We start from the raw sequence: 19,707 nt of genomic DNA, 5'->3' as shown, positions 1-19,707 counted from the left end.
GCGACCATTTTGATTTTTAAGGGAACGTCCCTAATGTTTTTTACTCCCGGAATTCTCCTTCAAAGCATACAGCAAGAGCAAAATGGCAATGTAAATAAAAACAGGTTTAATTAAAAAGTTGATGATGACAATGAAGCGTAAAAAAACGTCATTGGTAGACCAGAGAATCTTAAAGAGCGAAAAAAGAGTGAGCTTTTGCGGCTGCGCGGGTAGATATAAGAGTTCAGTGATGCTTTTGATGAGGTAAAGTCCAACTAACATGGCAAATAAAGCAATTAAATGGCGTATCCTATAGAAGATAGAAATTAAGCGAAGCTTCATTAGTGCTCCCATTATTGGCACAGTTTAACTTGACCAAGTCCATAGAAAGGTTAAAATATTGGCCATTTTATTATCAGGTTTTCTCATGACCGTCAAACGTAAAGCAGTTGCCTTAATCTCAGGTGGCTTGGACTCCATGCTTGCCGTTAAACTGATTCAGCAACAAGGCATCGAGGTCGAAGGAATCAATTTTTATACTGGCTTTTGCCATTCGGGTCATACTTCAGCTATCCGCAACCGCAAAAGTGACAAACCTTTACGCAATGATGCACTTTGGGTGGCAGAGCAACTGGGTATTAAGCTGCACATCATTGATATTGTCGAGCCCTATAAAGATATTTTGCTTAATCCTAAATATGGCTATGGCAAAAACATCAATCCTTGTTTAGATTGCAAGATATTCATGGTACGTGAAGCCTACCAGTGGATGCTGGAACACGGTTTTGATTTTATTATTACCGGCGAAGTCATAGGCCAACGTCCCAAATCTCAACGTAAGGGAACCATGCCCTTGATTGCAGACAAATCTGGAGCAGAAGATCGCTTACTGCGTCCCTTATGCGCAAAACGATTACCACCGACTTTGCCCGAACGCGAGGGTTGGGTTAACCGAGAAGCCTTATATGATTTTCAAGGACGCAATCGTAAACCACAACTAGGTCTTGCTGCATCCATGGCAATCTCAGAGTTTGCACAACCTGCAGGAGGATGTTGTGTGCTAACCGATGAGAACTACACTCGACGTTTACGCGATATGTGGGAGCATCGGCAAACGCGAGACTACGACATTGAGGATATCATTCTTTTAAAAGCAGGCAGGCATATCCGTCCTATGCCTCATTATAAAATGATCATCGCTCGCGATGAGGCTGAAAGTAATTTTTTAACCGGCTATCGTAAACAATTTACTCATATGCAAGTTCGCGATCATCGAGGACCGATGATTCTGATTGAAGGGCAATTAAGCTCTGCTGATTACATTACTTGTGCCCGCGTAGCAGCACGTTTTTGTTCCGGACGAAACGAACCCTCTGTTGACGTTGAGTTATTCCATACGAATGGGGAAACAGAAATCTTTAACGTTAAGCCTATGCATGCGGAAGATATTCCGCAACATTGGTACTTGTGAGGAAGATATGGCTCATTACGATTTAGATGCCCGAAGGCTTTTATGTCCTATGCCGGTGATTAAAACACAAAATATGGCGAAAAAACTTGCTCATGGTGATACATTAACGGTGCTAGCAACGGATCCCGGGGCAAAACACGATCTTCCTTGCTGGTGTCGTATAAATGGACACAAGCTTATTGAATGCAAAGATTTAGATGGGGAAATTCATATTACTCTAGAACTCATAAAGGACTAGGAATGACACAACAGGATCGGTATTCACAGGCCAAGAAAATCACGATAATTGGTGCTGTCGTCACTGCGATCCTGGGGGTCATAAAACTCTTCGGCGGTATTATTTACCATTCACATGCCTTAGTAGCCGATGGCGTACACTCATTTTCCGATCTCATTACTGATTTAATGGTTTTGTTTGCCTCCAAGTATGGTAGCCAAGATGCGGATGCAACGCATCCTTATGGCCATCAACGTATTGAAACTGCGGCAACCCTGATCCTTGCCCTCTTACTCATTCTTGCAGGAGCTGGAATTGCTTGGGATTCACTCAGCGAAGTCATTCAGGCCACCCATGACAAACCTGGATGGCTTGCTTTGCCCGTCGCGTTACTCTCAATTGTTGCCAATGAAATGCTATTTCATTACACCTACCATGTAGGACAAAAAATTCAGTCCTCTCTTGTTATAACCAATGCCTGGCACCATCGTTCCGATGCTGCCTCTTCAATTGTGGTAACGTTGGGTTTGGTAGGTACAATCTTGGGATTTATCTATTTGGATGCCATTGCTGCAATTATTGTAGGCCTTATGATCATTAAAATGGGTATGAGTTACGGCTGGGACAGTGTCAAGGAGTTAATTGACACAGCCGTAGAACCTGAAGTGCTAAAAAAAATAGAGGACATTATTGAGTCGGTGCCTGGTGTAGAAAAGATCCATCAATTACGTAGTCGACTAATGGGAGGAGATATTTTGGTGGATGTACATATTCTTGTCTCACCTTATATTTCTGTTTCTGAAGGACATTATATTGCTCAACATGTGCATCAAGCCCTTATGAATGAGCTTAAACGAGTTAAAGATGTCATTGTGCATGTGGATCCTGAAGATGATGAGTTGACTTGCCCCTCTCTTCATCTGCCCAACCGTGTCATCTTGCAAGAAGAGTTGCTTTCAGAATGGCAACAAGATTTCCCTGGGCTTGTAAATTGGACCATTCATTATCTGGATGGCAAAATGACCATCGATTTAATTTTCACCCCAAAAAAAGAGCTACCGCCGTCTTTTTACCAGCGAATCTATCAAGACCTTGATTCCTGTGATTATCCCTTAGAAATACGCGTATTTTTTCAACAGGACATGACTGATGATGAAAAAAATTAAGATCGTGGTTTTGGATTCTAAACCACTGCTTAATGATGGTTTATCCCTAGACCATCTTTATGAGTTAGGTGAAGTCGACATCTATGACAAAACGCCTGACGAACTCGTTATAGAACGTGCCCGAGAAGCGGATATTATTATCACCAACAAAGTAAAGCTAAATGCCTCACATTTTGCAAAGCTCCCAAAGCTTCGTTATATTGGAGAAACTGCGACAGGAGTTGATAACATCGATATTGCGGCCGCGAGCTCGCATCATATTGTCGTTACTAACGTACCAGACTATAGTACAGACAGTGTCGCACAACATGTGTTCGCTTTATTATTAGCGCATACAAATCACGTTGAAGCCCATAATGCATCCATTCAAAAAGGCGATTGGCAAGCACAGCCCTATTTTGCCTATTGGCTAAATCCTATCACTGAATTGGCAGGCCTGACTTTAGGCCTAATGGGCTATGGAAAAGTAGCGCAAAAAGTTGCGCTCATTGCAAGCCAATTAGGAATGAAAATTATTGCACATAAGCCAACACCATTTAGTAGTGATTTTGCAACTTGGGTTAATTGGCATGATCTCTTGCAACAAAGTGACGTCTTAAGTTTGCATTGCCCACTTAACAACATGACACAAAATATTATCAATAGCGCAACGCTGAAACAGATGAAAGCCACAAGCATTCTCATTAATACCGGGCGCGGCGGCTTGATTGATGAATATGCGTTGGCCAACGCTTTAAAGAATAGACAAATCAGCGCAGCTTATCTCGATGTGCTTAGTCAAGAACCCCCAGGGTTGGATAATCCTTTAATCGGTTTAGATAATTGTGTCATTACTCCTCATATTGCCTGGGCTTCTATCGAAGCAAGAAAACGCTTGCTAAATGTAGTCTGTGAAAATATTATTCACTTTCTCAATAAGCAGCCTATTAATGTAGTGCGTATTTCCTAAAGAGGGGTGTGTCTATGGCTACGACCACTTTAAAAATTGTTTTTACCATCAGTATTTTTATTGTTGTTCTCATGGCTGGATGGTATCCGTTTAAAAAAAGAATAAAAAGCGATGAGCATATTGACTTCCCTATTGGTGAGACCTTAGCTACTGGGATTTTTCTTGGTGCAGGGCTTCTTCATATGTTGCCTGATTCCAACACTCTATTCCAGGAGATGGGTTATGACTACCCTTTTGCCTTTATTATTACTGGAGCTGTATTTTTACTCTTTTTATGGTTTGAACATCTAGGCAAAGAAATCTATCATCATCATGATGCAACTCACCCAGCCTTTGCTATCCTGGCTTGGGGTATGCTTTCGGTTCATTCCATCATGCTTGGAGCAGCGCTTGGTCTAGCACAAAGCAATCCTATGATCATCATGATTTTTCTGGCAATTATCACTCATAAATGGGCGGAAAGCTTCGCTATTGCTGTTCAGCTTAATAAAAGTTCCCTCAGACGAGCTCAGAGCCTTGGTTTTTTCTTCACTTTCTGCCTGATGACCCCTTTAGGTATTTTTCTTGGTTGGTACTTCGGGCATGGAGTCGAGACGAATTCGTTGCTTGATCCAATTTTAATTGCGGCTTCTGCTGGTACTTTTCTTTATCTAGGTACGCTTCACGGCTTGGAACGCTGTGTTATGGTAGAACGATGTTGTAATCTGCGGGATTTTAGCTTTGTCATTATTGGTTTTCTATTAATGGCTTCGGTGGCAGTTTATGTCTAAGTTTTTTAGCCAACAACCTATTATTTTAGGATCGTCCTCACAAGCTCGAATTAAATTATTAGCTTCCTTAGGTCTAGATTTTGAAATCATCCCTGCGCTTTGTAATGAGGAAAAGCTAAAAGAAGATTTTGCTTCAGCATCGATGCTTAAATTAGCTAGCACGCTTGCTCGTTGTAAAGCCCTGGATGTGAGTCATCGCTACCCCTCACATTTTGTGATTGCAGCTGATCAATTGTGCATTTTTGAGAATAGACATTTAGGTAAACCTCTTGATCATGCCACTGCAGTATCTAACCTGCGTTTACTCAGAGGGAAAACCCATCAACAATTAGCTGCCTATTGCATTGTCAAAGGAGGTACTGTCTTATGGGAAGAGCATGATATAGCTACTCTCACAATGAATGCATTAAGTGATGACACGATAGAAGCTTATTTAAGGAGTGAGCAGCCTTATCAAAGTTGTGGGGCTTACAATTATGAAGGTGTAGCAAAATGGTTGTTCCAAGAGGTTCAAGGAGATGAGAGCACGATTCTGGGGTTACCATTAGTACCATTAACGCGTGCCTTAATTCGAATTAAGGCCGTATCTCTTTTGCCCCCTTATCAAGAAACTTAGTCTATGTCTTTTTATATTGAATAAAATAAAAAGTGATATATAAATATACATATAGTCATCAAAAAATTCACGCGGATGCCTGCTCCAACAAAAGAAGAGGTAAGGGAATTTATTAGGGTAAATGAATCTTTCTTTACAACGCCCATTAAAGATCAAAAGAAATTTCAGAGGGTTTATAATGAAATTGGTGCTACGGAAGATATAAGACAATATTCACAAGAACTGACCAGTTTATTATATCGCTGTACCCAAAGACTTAATAAGGAAAGTGTAACACCAGTCGTATATGCTTGGCGAAAAGGAAATTTTGAACCAGCATTAGAACATGAAGCTGTACGTCAGTTTCTCATAGATAAGAAAGATCATCCAGCTATTACCAAATGGAAGAAAGGCCTATTACTTGAAGAGTCAGAATTTAATAAAAATTTGCAACGACTCCAGGAAAAAGCTACTGGATTACAATCAAGAAAGTATCCAAACGAGGCTAAGGATGCACAAGATCTCTATGATACATTAGCTACCCAAAAAAAAAGATTTTATTCTGGAGAAATCAAGAAAGATGTTTTTGTGAGAAATTGTAATGACGCCATTGAGATAGCTCAAAAAAGTACATTAAAAAATCATCGGGGATTTTTGGGAAATATTTGGCACGGCTTAAAGGTCGCTTTGAATTTTATTACCAGAGGATATGTTGAAGTTACTCCAACTGACTCAATTAAGAAAACACAAGAACTGAAAGACTCTTTAAAAAGCATAACAGAGGCAGGGCAAGACAATATTAACGGTACGCTAAAATTATAATTTTCAAGATAGCTGAACGCCATTGACCTCAGAGCTACAATAATCTAGTAGCTACAACAGTTATAAAATATTTGTTGTATACTGTTGTTAACTACTAGGATTTGATTCGGAGTAGGTAATTATGGTGCAAAATAAAAAAGGGAAAAATGTCAAAAAACCAGCAACACACCACAAAAAAGCGCTCGGGTTGATTAACCAACCGGAGAAAGCCATCAATGTCAAACAAACTTATGAGCGTGTCGCTTGTGTGTTTCAAGGAGGAGGAGCCCTTGGAGCCTACCAAGTTGGCGCTTATCGTGCTATTCATGAACGGGGTTATCGCCCAAATTTTTTGGCTGGTGTATCCATTGGTTCAATTAATAGCGCAATTATCGCTGGTAATCCTCCCGAAAAACAGATTGAGCGATTACTTGAATTTTGGGATACCATTGCGCCAAAGTTATGGAGCGATTTATTCTATAGCGACCAATTGAATTTTGCTCACCATTTACATAATCGCTTTGGGGCATTATATTCGGTTTTTTTTGGTTTGGATGGTTTTTTCAAACCACGCCCTCTCCCACCCAATCCATTTACTCGTGATACACCCGATAAACTAAGTTTTTATGACACCAGTGAGCTACGTGGCACTTTAGAACGGTTAATTGATTTTGATCGCATCAATGATAAAAAAATTACCCTCTGTTTGGGTGCTGTTAATGTGACATCCGGTGAAATGGAGTTTTTTAATAATCAAATGATGACAATTACCGTTGACCATGTCATGGCAAGCGGGGCTTTGCCACCCGGCTTTCCAGCCATAAAGATTGGTAATGATTATTATTGGGACGGCGGAATTTATGCCAACACCCCGTTAGTTACGGTTTTGGATGCTCTGCCTGAGCAAGACACATTATGCTTTGTGGTAGACTGCTTTAGTTTAAAAGGTCCTTTACCACAAAATATGGATCAATTGGAAGAACGACAAAAGGATATTCGTTACGCAAGCCATTCAAGACGCTTAACTAACGTCTACACTAGCCGACAAAATTTACAGGCAGCAATCAATTATTTAAGCGATAAACTAACACCTGAAGCAAAAAAGGATCCAGAGGTACAAAAAATCTTGGAATTAGGTCATGAAAAAAGATTTAGCGTAGTTCACATTATTTTTAATGGCACTCCTTATGCTCACTCTTTCAAAGATTATAATTTTGTGCGCTCGGCAATCAATTTTCGCTTACATACTGGATATGAAAATGCAACTGCTGTTCTGAATCATCCCGAATGGGAAAAGAAATCCGACAAAAAATTAGCTTGTTCAATTTATGGCGTAAGCTCGGATTACTTTAATCAGCATTAATAATCCGTTGAGGCAATAGATAAGCTTTTAATTAGAAACGGAGAGCCATGAGCAGGATCTGCGGTTATAACCAAAGCTGTAAAGTCAACTTTATTACGTAATTCAGGGATAAGAAAAGCTTGATGTACATGCCAACAACTCGCTCCCTCACAATCCTCCGTCTGGATAATTACAGGAGGTGTAATGGGTTCAGGATGAAGCATAATCTCTTGCTTTCCGATCACTCTTAACTTTTCACGAAGAAACGATTGCATAGGAATCCAACCTAAGTGTAGGTAGCGTTTACGAACATTCGCTGCCTCAGAAACATCCTCATGGTAACCAGCAGTAAGAGTCGTCATAAGTGTTTGCTCCGTCCATTCGATCACTTGTTGAGCAGGATAGTTAGGCAAAACCATATGCACAACTCGTTGGCTATAGAGCAATGTAGGCAGCAATAGAAAACTGATGAGTAGGAGATGAGAGCAATGGATTTTTTTCATAATGATCCTTCCTTGAACCTCATTCTGAAACCTATCCGTTTATTCTTTCACTGAGTCTTCTCTGAAATATTGTAAAAAAAAGAGGCATTTTCAGTATAGCAAATTTGCTCTTAAAGCGAAGTATCTCCTGAGTCTTGGAAAGATAGCCTGCCCCACCAATCGGGCGGGGCAGAGTTCCTACTTATTTTTTAGGTCCTGGCATTTTGTCATTTTGTTGTTTAAAAATTGTTGCCGGATTTGTAGGCATTGTTGGTTTCGTTTCAGGTATCGTCACTTTCGTAACGGGAGTTGACATCTTCGCAGCAGTTAATGCTACATTGCTTCCAGGAAAGCTCCTGTTTTGAGCAAAAGATCCTTGAGAGCCCTGACTGGTGGCTTTAGGGGTTGATGTAGCCGGCTTATTTTCTGGCATGCTTTTTTTGCTTGGTGTTGCTGTTGCTACTTTTGTGGGTTGCGAGCTTGTGCTTTTTATTGCGGATTTTGTGGCTTTGCCTTTCGTCTTAGCTTTAGTCGCAACTTTCTTCGGCGCTGACTTCATTTTTGTAGCGGCAGAAGCTGCCTTAGACGTTTTTGCCGCAGTTTTCTTGGCTGGCGAAGCCTTTTTCTTTGATGACGCCAATTTGCTTGCGGGTTTTGCCGCTTTTGTAGACGAAGCCTTCTTTGTAGATGAAGTTTTCTTTGCAGACGCAGTCTTCTTTGTAGATGAAGCTTTCTTTGCAGATGAAGTTTTCTTTGTAGAAGAAGCTGATTTGCTTTTTGCTGTAACGCCTTGGATAGGTATTTCTATTCTTCCTGCTCCTTGACGCGTACTTTGTATTTCTTTGGAAATGGATGCAAAAGCACCTTCAAGAATCTGAAATGATTGTCGCATATAATCAAGCATTCGATGGCTATTTTCCATTGCCAGCTTCAGATGAGCATCAATCAATTTATTTGGTTGTTGCCAGCTAGAACTTTCTTCTGGTTTTAAATAATGCATATTTTGTAGTGTACGAATATTCAACTCCATCATTGCCTGGAATGGCTTTTGCATTTCGGTTACTAATGCAGTCCAACTTTTAAAATAATCCTTATTCATTATTACCTCCATTTATGTTGCGTTGCACTATTATCAGCCTAGCTTATTAATTCAAATTTTGCGAATTAAATTCCAATTTACCTATTTATATTCTTACTCTAATTTCATTGCAGGCAAAAAATCAACTAGGGAACGTCCCTAAAGTTTCTCTAACATTTCTTGCAGATACTTCACTGGCTGGACATCTATATTCATTGTTTGCTTGGGTGCATTTGCAAAAGGGACAATAGCTCTTTTAAAACCATGTTTAGCGGCTTCGCGCAAACGCTCTTGACCACTTTGCACGGGTCTTATTTCTCCAGCTAATCCGACCTCCCCAAAAATAATTGTTTCTCGATCAAAGATCCGATTGCGCAAGCTGGAAACAACTGCGGCTAGCAAAGCCAGATCACTTCCAGTTTCTGTGACTTTAACCCCACCGACAACATTAATGAAAATGTCCTGATCAAACGTTGCCACACCACCGTGCCGATGTAATACAGCGAGCAAAATGGCAAGGCGATTATGTTCCAGACCAGCAGTAATTCGCTTGGCCTGCTGACCATGTGCTTCATCGACCAAAGCCTGTACTTCAACAAGCATTGGCCTTGATCCTTCCCACGTTACCATGATCACACTTCCTGCTGTGGCTTCTGGTTGGCGTGATAAAAAGATTGCCGATGGGTTAGCCACTTCTTTTAATCCTCGATCGGTCATCGCAAAAACACCCAGTTCATTGACTGCGCCAAATCGATTTTTTATCGCCCGAATGGCACGAAAGCGACTGTCATTTTGACCTTCAAAATATAAAACACTATCTACCATGTGTTCTAACACCCGCGGACCTGCCAATGCCCCTTCTTTAGTTACATGGCCCACAATAAATACAGCGATCTGAGTCATTTTGGCAAAACGCACAAGCTGTGCCGCCGATTCTCGTACCTGTCCCACTCCACCAGGAGCAGAACTCAAGCTTTCAGTGAAGATGGTTTGTACTGAGTCAATGACCATAACACGCGGTTTCTCTTTATGTGCGTGAGCAATAATGGCTTCCACTTGGGTTTCAGCAAGTAGGCGTAAGCTTGCAACAGGCAATTGCAAACGCTTTGCCCGTAAGGCAACTTGCTGTAAAGACTCTTCGCCTGTCACATAGAGTACTTTCTGTTCCTGAGACATGCTGGCTAAAGTCTGCAATAATAAAGTGGATTTTCCTACCCCTGGATCCCCACCAATTAAAACAACTGACCCTTCAACAAGCCCTCCTCCTAAAACTCGATTTAATTCCGACAGGCCACAATCCATACGGGCTTCCCGCTCTAATACCACATCTTCTAAAGACGTTACAGCTGTTCGCTGATTGGCGTAATGTCCCAAGCGGGAACCGCGATCTCCGAGATCTGAGCGTTCTTCATTGACAGAATTCCAGGAGCCGCACTGCGTGCATTGACCAGCCCATTGTGAAAAAACGGCAGCGCATTGACTACAAATGAATTGTATTTTTGTTTTCATGACTTTACTCTTAGCCTGGGAATACAGCTAGACTTTTACCTATAGATCCTGCATGAATCCCTATCTATCTGCAAGTTTAAAAAAGAGGATAATCGTTAATGAGTCAAACAGCAGCTTTTCAGTGGGCAGTCATTGGTGCAGGACCAGCAGGTATTGCTGCGGTGGGAAAGCTACTGGATTACGGTATTTTACCTGGTCATATCTTATGGATTGACCCCTTATTTAAAGTCGGGGATCTTGGGCAATTCTGGTGTAATGTTTCAAGCAATACCACTGTAAAACGTTTTCTCGATTTTTTGAATGCCGCTCAATCCTTTGCTTATCAAGATGCTCCGGTAAATTTTACATTAAACCACTGTCATCTTGAGGATACCTGTACACTAAGTGAAATTGTCGCTCCCCTGCAATGGGTTAGCGATCATTTAAGTAAGAAAATTATTGCTAAGCGCACCATGATTCATAGCATGGCATTGTCAGAACGTTGTTGGTCATTATACTCTGACTCCCAGGTTTTTAAGGCCAGAAATGTCATTTTAGCCACAGGGGCAGTACCATCCAGTCTTAATTATCCTGGTATTGACGTTATCCCCCTTGAAATCGCTATAGATAAAGCACGCTTACAAACCGCTATTAATACTAGCCACACCTATGCAGTTTTTGGCTCCTCTCATTCAGCCATTATGATTGTCCGTTACCTAGTGGAGTTAGGTGTGAAAAGGATAATAAATTTTTATCGTTCCCCCTGCCGCTACGCAATTGATATGGGAGATTGGTTTTTGTTTGATAACACTGGACTTAAAGGTCAAACAGCTACCTGGGCCAGGAACCATATTGATGGTGTGTTGCCAGCAAACCTCGTACGTTACAATGCAACAGAAGTGAACCTCGCGCGATTTTTGCCAGAGTGTCACAAAGTCATTTATGCTGTAGGTTTTGAACCCCGGAAAAATATTACCATTGGTGATTACGAAAATATTAACCATAATCCTCATCTCGGAATTATAGGACCCGGACTGTTTGGCCTAGGAATCGGTTATCCAGAGTTAAAAGCAGATCCTTATGGCAATGTGGAGTCGCAAGTCGGTTTATGGAAATTTATGGTTTATTTAACCAGGGTGATGCCCCTATGGTTTAAATACCACGCTTGATAATCGCTTAATCAGTTGTTTGAAAATTGACTCCCAAAGGGTATACTACGTGATTTCTCCACACCAGGTTCATATTATGACCAAGGCTATTCATTTTGAAACATCCATGGCAGAACTTGAAGAAATAGTCATGCAATTGGAAAAAGGCGAACTAACGCTCGAGGAGTCATTAAAACAATTCGAAAAAGGCATCACGCTAGCACGTAAGTGTCAGCAAGTTTTAAGCGAGGCAGAACAAAAAATCGAATTGCTGGCCAATTCAGATACTAAAAGCAGTGAAACCTCTGATGATTAATGAAAATATTGCTCGCTACCTGACTCATCATGAAGCCATTCTTCATGCCCTTGTTGTTAATGCTGACATCCCAGCACAACGCATCAAAGAGGCAATGCTCTATGCATTATTTCCTGGTGGTAAACGATTAAGACCCATGTTGGTTTACTTGTGTGGAGAAATCACTGAGGTCAAACAATCAAGCTTGGACGTTATAGCGGCAGCGCTGGAACTCATTCATTGCTATTCATTGGTTCATGATGACCTGCCTTCCATGGATAATGATGATTTTAGACGTGGGAAACCCAGCTGTCATAAAGCATTTGATGAAGCAACAGCTATCTTGGTAGGGGATGGTATGCAAGCTCTAGCTGTTGATCTCTTGCTTAACGAACTACCCAAATTTTTGCATTTACCGCAAGTCCTTAACATCACTCACGAATTAGTCAAAGCCAGTGGTCCAGGAGGCATGGTAAGCGGCCAAAGTTTGGATCTTTCAGAACTATCAGGTACTATCATCACAGAATCAGAACTACGTGTGATTCACCATCTTAAAACAGGTAAATTAATTTCTGCCTGCTTTAACATGGTTCTGGCAGCCAGTCATGCATCGACAACCGTTGTGGATGCTTTGCGCAATTTTGCCGCCCATTTAGGCTTGGTTTTTCAAATGCAAGATGATTATCTCGATCATTACATGGATCCAGGCGTATTAGGTAAAGGTCGTGCTTCTGATGCCGCAAATCAAAAATGTACATTTGCCAATCTTTATAGTAAACGTGCTCTGTTTAATCTCATTGACAACTACTTTCAACGAGCTAAAGACGCACTTCTCCCTTTAGGACCACAAGCTCAGGATCTATTAGAACTAACAAATTATTTGCAACGACGCAGTCACCCATAACGGATAATACAATACCCTCCTTCAGGAGATCCTGAGCACAGCCAAGGTTCTCCCGAATCTTGAGAATGATTCTAGATAGGGGGCTACTCAGCGGGCAATATCTTCAACTTGCTTCAGCTCCAGAGAGGTGAGCTCAAAGTCTTCTAAGTTCAGGTCTTGATGCATATGTTGCTTATTCGTGGTACCTGTCAATGGCAATATTCCTATTTGCTGAGCAAAACGAAAAATAATTTGTGGTATCGTTTTATTATATTTTTGCATCAATGATTCCATAAATGAGCTTAAAAGATAGGATTGATTAGCTGTTAACAGTGAGAATCCCTGATAAATTATACCTCGCTCGTTGCAAAAATTTCGTATTTCTTTGTTCCATTCCTCAACGGCAAAACAGCGATTTTGCACAAACGTAGGCTTAACTGTTGCACCCTGGTATAAGCTTTCCAGCTGAGAAATATTTACATTTGAAATTCCAAGAAAATTCACCTTTTTTTCATGAAATAAATTTTCCATAGCATGCCATACTTCCCAATCTGCCTCGGCAAGTCCTATAGAAAAATAGGGGCCATGAAGAATATAAGAATCAATATAATCTGTATGTAGATGCTTTAATGAACTTTCAAATGACTGAAAGACCTGATCTTTAAAAGGATCAGATTCGTTATAGGGCTTTCGCCGATCTTGACCTTGAGCGAAAGTAAATTTTGTTTGCAGAAATAGATCTGCTCTTGTTTTGCCGCTTATACCCAAGAACTCTCTTATTCCAAGACCCACACCTTCTTCAAAATAGTGTTTGCGTTGATTAGCCGTGTCGATACCTGTAAAGCCTGTGTTCAGCGCCTGAAAAGTAAGTTTTTGAGTGGCTTCTTCTTTCCATGCTGTACCATAAAGAATAGGAGGAATACCGAGCCTTGTTAGCGTTTTCTTAAAACTCTCTGTCATCATTCCTCCTTGCAATATTGAATCATCAGTTCCTGAAGTTGATCAGTTTGTGTTGTTGACATTCCGCCAATAACCACCGCACATTATCCATCACCTTCTTCCATTCCACCATTCCTTTTTGTCAGCAAACTTTCATTGCCGTTATCCCACATAGACTGGATTGTCTGTTCGCAGAAAAATCTGGGTAAAATAAATTTTTCCTCTACTGTCACGAGCAAGACCTATTCCAGTTAAATTATAATGCCCCAGGATATTACGACGATGTCCTGGGCTGGTTAGCCAATTTTTTACAACATCTTTAGCATCTTTGTAGGCATAAGCCACGTTTTCTGATCCACCGCGACATTGTTTGATCGTGGTAAATAAGCGTTTTATACGTTTATCGAAATCTTTGTGGCCAAAAGAGATTTTATGAGTAGCCATTTCTCGACTATGTATTTCAGCCTCTTTTGACATGAGATTATTCATCTTAAGTGGGGGTAACCCTCGCTGAGCACGGTATTCATTAACATAGACCAAGATTGCTTTCTGCATCGGCGAACCGATGGCAACACTACTATTATTGGTGTTTGCAGCAGCAGATTGAACTAAAATAACAAAGAATACCACCCAAAGACCATATAAAATTGAATTGCATTTTTTCATTTTTTTACCTTTATCAAAGAATCAGAACTCTAATTTTTCGCGAGTATATTGTACAAAAATTTTCTGTTTGTCCAAATATTATGGGAAATGTCAAAACAGGGTCACTTTATGTAATGGTGGACCCATTCCCCTAACAATCGGCTTTGAAAAGGACGTTGTGCACCGACGAAGACTTCGCTTAATCTCTATGATAGTTCGCTGAAAACTCACTGCTTGCGAGAACATGATATTGCATAGCATCTACAACCTCATCCTTTGTCGCTGAAGCATTTAAAGGAAGCATTTGATCGAGTGCATATAACTTGAAAAAATAACGATGGGTTTCACCAGCAGGCGGACAAGGGCCTCGATACCCCATAATCCCCCAGCTATTTCTCGTACTGATAGCCCCTGCAGGTAACAGTCCCTCTGTTAAATTTCTGTTCTCTGCAGGTATATTAAATACCAGCCAATGAATCCATTTTTGACTGGATGCATCGGGATCCTCAATGATTAGAACAAACGATTTTGTATTTTCTGGAGGGTTCTGCCAGAACAAAGCGGGCGAGATATCTGCGCCATCACAGGTATATTTTTCTGGGATAAAGGTATTTGGTTCGAAAACAGGACTTGCCACCATAAAACCTTTACTAACTTCTGCAAAGCTTAATTGGCTCATAAAAAAACACAACAGTATAACAAGCCCTTTTTTCATCACCATACTCCCGTACTGCCAAATAAGAAGACTCAAATACAATAGTTCAGAAAAAATTACCCCACTTTTATAGTTTAGCCGCTAGATTATATTTTTTCCGAAGAATCAACTAGGGACGTTCCCTATACAAAGACTTCATACTTCATCTCGACCGTTAGAGTGGGTAATAACTAACCACCTCCCGTTAATCTATACTTAGCGTGGAAAGCGTGTATCGCATAATCTTTCTAGGGAGTAATTGCATGCCTTTTAGGGGCTTTTACATAGGAACTTCTGGATGGAGTTTTAAAGGCTGGATAGGTGATTTTTATCCAGATAAAATTATTGCCCGAGAGATGCTTGGCCACTATGCAAATTTTTTTGAAACCGTTGAACTGAATACGAGTTTTTATGGTACCCCAAGGAAGAAAACCATTGAATCCTGGTATGAAGCTACACCGGATAATTTTATTTTCTCCTGCAAAGCCAGCCGTTATATAACTCATCTGAAAAGACTAAAAAATACTAAGGAAAGCCTCACCTATTTATTAAAGGCATTAGAACCTTTTGGAAAAAAACTTGGCCCTATTTTGTTTCAGTTGCCTCCAAGATGGCCTGTTGATATCGAACGATTGCAGAATTTCGTCAAATTATTGCCGCAAGATCATTACTACACCTTTGAATTTAGGGACAAAAGTTGGCTCTGCCAATCTGTGTACGATGTCCTGCATCGTCATAAAATTGCTTTATGTTTTTATGATTATAAAGGCTATCAATCACCTGAATTGATTACGAGTAACTTTATTTATATCCGTCTCCATGGGCCAGAATCGCAACCCTATCAAGGTCATTACAACAGGGAATTGCTATCAGACTATGCGGATAAATTTATCCATTGGCAAGAAGAAGCTAAGCCCGTTTTTTGCTATTTTGATAATGACGAAAAAGTTTGTGCTCCCCATGACGCTATGGTCTTGATTCAAGAACTGAGTGTCCGTGTTTAAGATCAATTTCGGGCTCTGTCGCACAAATGAAACTCGATTAATAATACAATGCAATTTGAGATGGATATTTATCGAGATTCGTTATAAACATTTTTAGCGGTGCTTATCTCAAATTTAAAAAGGGTTTGGAGTCAATTTAAACGGGGTATTATAACGAGATTGAAGTGACTTCTCATATTCATCAAAACTGGCATAAGTTCGACATGACGGGAACTTATCCTGCAGAAGCTTTTCCACAGAACTGCTCGAAGCTGACAGCACTAATGGCACTGCTATACTCATAAATTCTGAACGAGTTATATTTAGATGAGAAACATCATGGACAGTAGAGCCCATCCCACCTATACTAATGCTATAAGCGAGAAGTTTATTAGTCGAAGTATCTTCCCAGGTGGTCAAAAATATGGGCGGTTTTTTATTTTTATCCTCTTCTTCTTTAACCTTTTCATCAACTGTGACTTGCTTTTTCTGTGGAGGACGAACTAATTCACTATTTTTATTTGAGATCGAATAAGTTTTTTGTCTTATTTGAGGATGGATATCCATAAGCTTGGTAGTTAGTAATTCCTCCTTGAAGGTATTCTCAGCTTTCAAGTCAGCTATTTTATTTGCATAGTCTTCACGGATTTTTTTAGCTTTTTCTGAATCTATTTCTTTAGGCATGATTGCACCTCTAACATATCGATTAATTATAACACAAGTTAAGGGAGAGAAATCCTCATTAATTAATCAGGGCAAGCTAAATTAAAGCGATTTTTCCTACTGAGCCTCAATTTCTACCTAGCAGATAAGAACTGATGGACCCGGCATCGCAGTTTTTGATAATGCATTCCTTGCCAATAGACTCTCTGACATCCCTGGCAGCGCATGAAATGCTGGTGATATTTAAATGTGAGAGGCAATAAATGTTTGGCAACCTCTTTTTTATTAACAGACTCAAGCAAACCATTGCACTCCAAACAACGCGTAAAGGGTTTGCATTGTTGGTAAAGATCAAATCGTCTTAATACTTCCCCAACTTGCTTGTCAGGATCATGATTGCGAATCCAGTAACCATGAGTGATTTTTTTATTCTTAAGCAACCCCACATCACGAGTTAATACGATTCGTTTTTCCTCTTGGCTGCGCATCACAATTGCAGCATCGGTAAAATGATTCTCATACACTACATCAAAGCCCAACAAACGCAAATGCTTTGCAAGTTTTCCAAAGTGTACGTCTAAAATGAAAGCTATTTTTCTTAATGGCTCAGGACGAATGCAAGCCATTTCACTAATGTCTAATGTTTCAAATACAGGATAAACAGATACCCAATCCCCTGCATGGATCTGATAAGTCAAATCAACCGATTGGTGATTAACTAAAATGAGGTCGATTTCCGTGTGAGGAACACCTACAGATTCAATAACATCTTTAATGGCGGTTTTAGAGGCAACCGTATGCAAAAAACATTTTTTGCGTTTTTCTATGGGGAGAAAATCATTCAATTCCTCATAGAATCGTAAATGGATATTCACTGATTTTTTATGAATGAGTATCATGTATAATTTAACAAACCAAGTTAAGTTCAGTATTTTGTGCTTGTTAACTTTCTTCCTTTGCATTTGAACGCAAACCAAGACCAGGAGTACCGATGTTAGTTTTTTCCACCTCCTCTTCTTTGCTTTCCAACTCTGCATCAGGTTTATAATGGATCGCCTGACCATAACGTTTGAAAGTGATAATGATGCCGTAAAGATTAGAGAATTCTTGGTAGAAACCCGCAGCACAAGATGAATGTTCTCCTTCACTTTTTTGTTTGGTAATAATATGCAAATCATCTACTAACATATTATTCCGTTTGTATTCTCCTTGCATGTTATCTCTCATAATGCTTTCTATTATGTACAATGACATAGTCTCTAGATTATTTTTGTATGACTTATTCACTGGGCGCGTATACCCTAACTTATTATTCAAGTACTTAACCATCTCCAGAATCGGTTTATTTAACTGTGTTCCTAGCATATCTTCACTAAGCCCCAGTATAGGATGGTCAAATAAGACGGCCTGTTTAGCCAAAGCTTCCATTTTAGTTAGAGTTTCATCACTGATGTAGTATGCACTTTCTAATAACTGTGCGTAAAACGTCTCTCCTTTACATGCCTGGATCAGTGCCTCTTTTATTTGCGGAAATTGACATAACCTTTGCATGTCGCTAGCAGAAAAAATGGTATTACGCTCTAAATCAATATCCTCGAAATACAAATTTTTTTCCCTAAAATCATCATGAGCTTCCGTATTTTTATAATCACATAAAATACCTTTTGCCCCTTGTATGAATCCAGGGGTAGAAGAGAGGAGTGCTTTACGACTTGTAAGACGGGAAATAATATCATCGACGTCGTAAGCATAGCCGCTTTCTGAAATAAATAATTTATCTTTTGGAATAAATTTTAATTCGGCCTCATTTTTAATTTTAACTTTTGAATTCGATGAAAATTCTCCCACAGGAAGCTTGACTTCCTTATCTGATGGTTCTTTTTTTGTTTTATTTTCTCCGCCCCTATTTTTAAAAAAACCAAAAATGCGCCGCATATAGCACCTTCGATTGCTGCAATTTTAAATCGTTATTTGTAAAATATAGCAAAATAAGAACAAATCATTTATTTAATGAGAAAAGGACAACTTAAATTCTTCACTAAACCACTGCTCACACATTTTTTGAGTGGTTGATTTGCGAGTAAAAAAACAGTCCACCAAATTGGTTTCTCGCAGTGTATTAATCTCTTTTTGATGCCTTTCATGCCAGTTAGCAATATCTGAAATAAATGTTGCGAAGCCTACCATGCATGGACCCGATTTTTCATTATAAAGTGTTTTTAGTAATTCGAATTTAGTCTGGGTATCTGGACTATTGGGGGCAATGCGTAACATCTCTTCCATTCGTCGGTAAAGATCATTTAGCACGCGCCGTTGAAAAGCAGGTAGGTTTTTAAAAGACGTTGGCGGGGGTGGTAAGATGTAAAAAGGTAGTTCAGGATCAGGATGAACAAGACAATAAGCCTGGTCATCGTCCCCTAATAAAAATGGTTTTCCATCATTAGCAACTAAGAATGTTTCAAGAGGTAAGTTACAAAAAAACGTCCTGGAGATATCATGAGTCACTTGTTCATCGTTACAGACGTATTTGATTAAATCAATGGCGGTATGACGGCAAGTATTTGAGAGATTAAGGACTTGCCCCCTAGCGATAATCTTGGTAGCACAAGCATTCTTCTCGTCTGATTTACTCGCTAGGACTTTTTTTCCTGTAAATTCAAGTTCTCCTTCCTCACCAGGCTTATAGCACTCAAAAGAGTCTTCAGTCTCAATTTCCTCAAGCAAAGCAACAAATTGTAAATATTGCTGGTAACTAATGGCATGAGCAGCGTAACTTATACTACTCTCCCAACCATCTGGCCTTGCAATCCCTTCATCTTCAATCTGTGCTTGTGCTTGAAAAAAAACAGCATTACAAAGCGCTTTAGGAATTAGGCATTTTCCCTTTTGCGGCTTAAATACCTTACCTACCCTGGCCAACAGATGAATTTTGCCTTTTTGTTTTATCCCTGCGAAAACAAAACTATGCCCCTCCTGTTTCGCTATCGCGATAAAAAATTCGTCTGATTGATCAATTTTTATCGTCACCATAAAAGCTGAAGGATTACTTAAAATGTAAAAGGTGTTTAAATATAACATGAGATGATCAATAAGAGGTTAACTCTTATGCATTAAATCGT

General features: G+C 39.9%; 23 protein-coding genes. 12 read left to right on the top strand and 11 right to left on the bottom strand.

What is annotated here, in order from left to right; genetic code table 11:
- Positions 1-30: 30 nt before the first annotated feature.
- Positions 31-321, bottom strand: a complete 291-nt coding sequence (locus CKV79_RS02665; protein ID WP_231950195.1) for a hypothetical protein — start codon at positions 319-321, stop codon at positions 31-33.
- A gap of 85 nt (positions 322-406) precedes the next feature.
- Between CKV79_RS02665 and CKV79_RS02660 the strand changes: the two genes are divergently transcribed.
- From CKV79_RS02660 to CKV79_RS02625, 8 genes are all read left to right on the top strand, one after another.
- Entirely contained in the window at positions 407-1,450 is a 1,044-nt protein-coding gene (locus tag CKV79_RS02660) for a tRNA (5-methylaminomethyl-2-thiouridylate)-methyltransferase (RefSeq protein ID WP_028372219.1), read from the top strand.
- Positions 1,416-1,688 carry a sulfurtransferase TusA family protein gene (locus tag CKV79_RS02655; RefSeq protein ID WP_231950193.1) on the top strand — a complete coding sequence of 91 codons (273 nt, stop codon included), beginning with the start codon at positions 1,416-1,418 and terminating at the stop codon, positions 1,686-1,688. The genes CKV79_RS02660 and CKV79_RS02655 overlap by 35 nt, the downstream gene beginning before the upstream one ends.
- Positions 1,689-1,690: 2 nt before the next feature.
- Positions 1,691-2,833 carry a cation diffusion facilitator family transporter gene (locus CKV79_RS02650; protein WP_028372217.1) on the top strand — a complete coding sequence of 381 codons (1,143 nt, stop codon included), beginning with the start codon at positions 1,691-1,693 and terminating at the stop codon, positions 2,831-2,833.
- Entirely contained in the window at positions 2,817-3,782 is a 966-nt protein-coding gene (locus CKV79_RS02645) for a D-2-hydroxyacid dehydrogenase (protein WP_231950189.1), read from the top strand. The genes CKV79_RS02650 and CKV79_RS02645 overlap by 17 nt, the downstream gene beginning before the upstream one ends.
- Before the next feature lie 14 nt (positions 3,783-3,796).
- Positions 3,797-4,552, top strand: coding sequence for a ZIP family metal transporter (locus CKV79_RS02640; RefSeq protein ID WP_028372215.1), 756 nt, complete (start codon positions 3,797-3,799; stop codon positions 4,550-4,552).
- The gene (locus tag CKV79_RS02635; protein ID WP_028372214.1) at positions 4,545-5,168 is read left to right on the top strand and encodes a Maf family protein; all 624 of its coding nucleotides are present in this window, start codon (positions 4,545-4,547) and stop codon (positions 5,166-5,168) included. Before CKV79_RS02640 ends, CKV79_RS02635 begins: the two co-directional genes overlap by 8 nt.
- A gap of 75 nt (positions 5,169-5,243) precedes the next feature.
- A complete protein-coding gene (locus CKV79_RS02630; protein ID WP_028372213.1) occupies positions 5,244-5,969 on the top strand; it encodes a hypothetical protein in 726 nt (241 codons plus the stop codon).
- Between the two features lie 121 nt (positions 5,970-6,090).
- Positions 6,091-7,311 carry a patatin-like phospholipase family protein gene (locus CKV79_RS02625; RefSeq protein ID WP_028372212.1) on the top strand — a complete coding sequence of 407 codons (1,221 nt, stop codon included), beginning with the start codon at positions 6,091-6,093 and terminating at the stop codon, positions 7,309-7,311.
- Here CKV79_RS02625 and CKV79_RS02620 read toward each other — a convergent pair.
- The 3 genes from CKV79_RS02620 to radA all read right to left on the bottom strand — a co-directional run bounded on the left by CKV79_RS02620 (position 7,308) and on the right by radA (position 10,359).
- Complete coding sequence (locus CKV79_RS02620) at positions 7,308-7,793, bottom strand: hypothetical protein (protein WP_051546036.1); 486 nt, start codon at positions 7,791-7,793, stop codon at positions 7,308-7,310. The genes CKV79_RS02625 and CKV79_RS02620 overlap by 4 nt on opposite strands.
- A 181-nt stretch (positions 7,794-7,974) precedes the next feature.
- A complete protein-coding gene (locus CKV79_RS13895; protein ID WP_193787155.1) occupies positions 7,975-8,871 on the bottom strand; it encodes a hypothetical protein in 897 nt (298 codons plus the stop codon).
- Between the two features lie 138 nt (positions 8,872-9,009).
- A complete protein-coding gene (radA, locus tag CKV79_RS02610; RefSeq protein WP_028372209.1) occupies positions 9,010-10,359 on the bottom strand; it encodes a DNA repair protein RadA in 1,350 nt (449 codons plus the stop codon).
- Between the two features lie 98 nt (positions 10,360-10,457).
- On the opposite strand from radA, the gene CKV79_RS02605 reads away from it, so the two are divergent.
- The 3 genes from CKV79_RS02605 (at position 10,458) to CKV79_RS02595 (ending at position 12,685) form a co-directional block, all read left to right on the top strand.
- Positions 10,458-11,507, top strand: coding sequence for an FAD-dependent oxidoreductase (locus CKV79_RS02605; protein ID WP_028372208.1), 1,050 nt, complete (start codon positions 10,458-10,460; stop codon positions 11,505-11,507).
- 76 nt (positions 11,508-11,583) lie between these two features.
- Positions 11,584-11,802, top strand: a complete 219-nt coding sequence (locus CKV79_RS02600) for an exodeoxyribonuclease VII small subunit (RefSeq protein WP_028372207.1) — start codon at positions 11,584-11,586, stop codon at positions 11,800-11,802.
- Positions 11,795-12,685 carry a polyprenyl synthetase family protein gene (locus CKV79_RS02595; RefSeq protein WP_028372206.1) on the top strand — a complete coding sequence of 297 codons (891 nt, stop codon included), beginning with the start codon at positions 11,795-11,797 and terminating at the stop codon, positions 12,683-12,685. The genes CKV79_RS02600 and CKV79_RS02595 overlap by 8 nt, the downstream gene beginning before the upstream one ends.
- Before the next feature lie 87 nt (positions 12,686-12,772).
- Here the strand turns inward: CKV79_RS02595 and CKV79_RS02590 are convergent, their stop codons facing one another.
- The 3 genes from CKV79_RS02590 to CKV79_RS02580 form a co-directional block, all read right to left on the bottom strand.
- Positions 12,773-13,624 (bottom strand): aldo/keto reductase family protein, encoded by an 852-nt coding sequence (locus tag CKV79_RS02590; RefSeq protein WP_028372205.1) that lies wholly within the window; start codon positions 13,622-13,624, stop codon positions 12,773-12,775.
- A gap of 141 nt (positions 13,625-13,765) precedes the next feature.
- Positions 13,766-14,269, bottom strand: coding sequence for a CAP domain-containing protein (locus tag CKV79_RS02585; RefSeq protein ID WP_095141702.1), 504 nt, complete (start codon positions 14,267-14,269; stop codon positions 13,766-13,768).
- Between the two features lie 178 nt (positions 14,270-14,447).
- Complete coding sequence (locus CKV79_RS02580) at positions 14,448-14,963, bottom strand: YbhB/YbcL family Raf kinase inhibitor-like protein (protein WP_081778017.1); 516 nt, start codon at positions 14,961-14,963, stop codon at positions 14,448-14,450.
- Between the two features lie 242 nt (positions 14,964-15,205).
- On the opposite strand from CKV79_RS02580, the gene CKV79_RS02575 reads away from it, so the two are divergent.
- On the top strand, positions 15,206-15,946 hold the full coding sequence (locus tag CKV79_RS02575; protein ID WP_028372203.1) for a DUF72 domain-containing protein: 741 nt from the start codon (positions 15,206-15,208) through the stop codon (positions 15,944-15,946).
- 114 nt (positions 15,947-16,060) lie between these two features.
- Here the strand turns inward: CKV79_RS02575 and CKV79_RS02570 are convergent, their stop codons facing one another.
- From CKV79_RS02570 to CKV79_RS02555, 4 genes are all read right to left on the bottom strand, one after another.
- Entirely contained in the window at positions 16,061-16,609 is a 549-nt protein-coding gene (locus CKV79_RS02570) for a hypothetical protein (protein WP_028372202.1), read from the bottom strand.
- A 113-nt stretch (positions 16,610-16,722) separates the two neighbouring features.
- Entirely contained in the window at positions 16,723-17,550 is an 828-nt protein-coding gene (locus tag CKV79_RS02565) for a Mut7-C ubiquitin/RNAse domain-containing protein (RefSeq protein WP_231950187.1), read from the bottom strand.
- A complete protein-coding gene (locus tag CKV79_RS02560; protein WP_028372201.1) occupies positions 17,531-18,523 on the bottom strand; it encodes a hypothetical protein in 993 nt (330 codons plus the stop codon). The genes CKV79_RS02565 and CKV79_RS02560 overlap by 20 nt, the downstream gene beginning before the upstream one ends.
- Before the next feature lie 72 nt (positions 18,524-18,595).
- The gene (locus CKV79_RS02555) at positions 18,596-19,666 is read right to left on the bottom strand and encodes a hypothetical protein (protein WP_028372200.1); all 1,071 of its coding nucleotides are present in this window, start codon (positions 19,664-19,666) and stop codon (positions 18,596-18,598) included.
- Between the last annotated feature and the right edge of the window lie 41 nt (positions 19,667-19,707).

Origin of the sequence: Legionella lansingensis, from assembly GCF_900187355.1 — a bacterium.
GTDB classification, from domain to species: domain Bacteria; phylum Pseudomonadota; class Gammaproteobacteria; order Legionellales; family Legionellaceae; genus Tatlockia; species Tatlockia lansingensis.
This window is presented reverse-complemented; position numbering and strand designations above follow the sequence as displayed.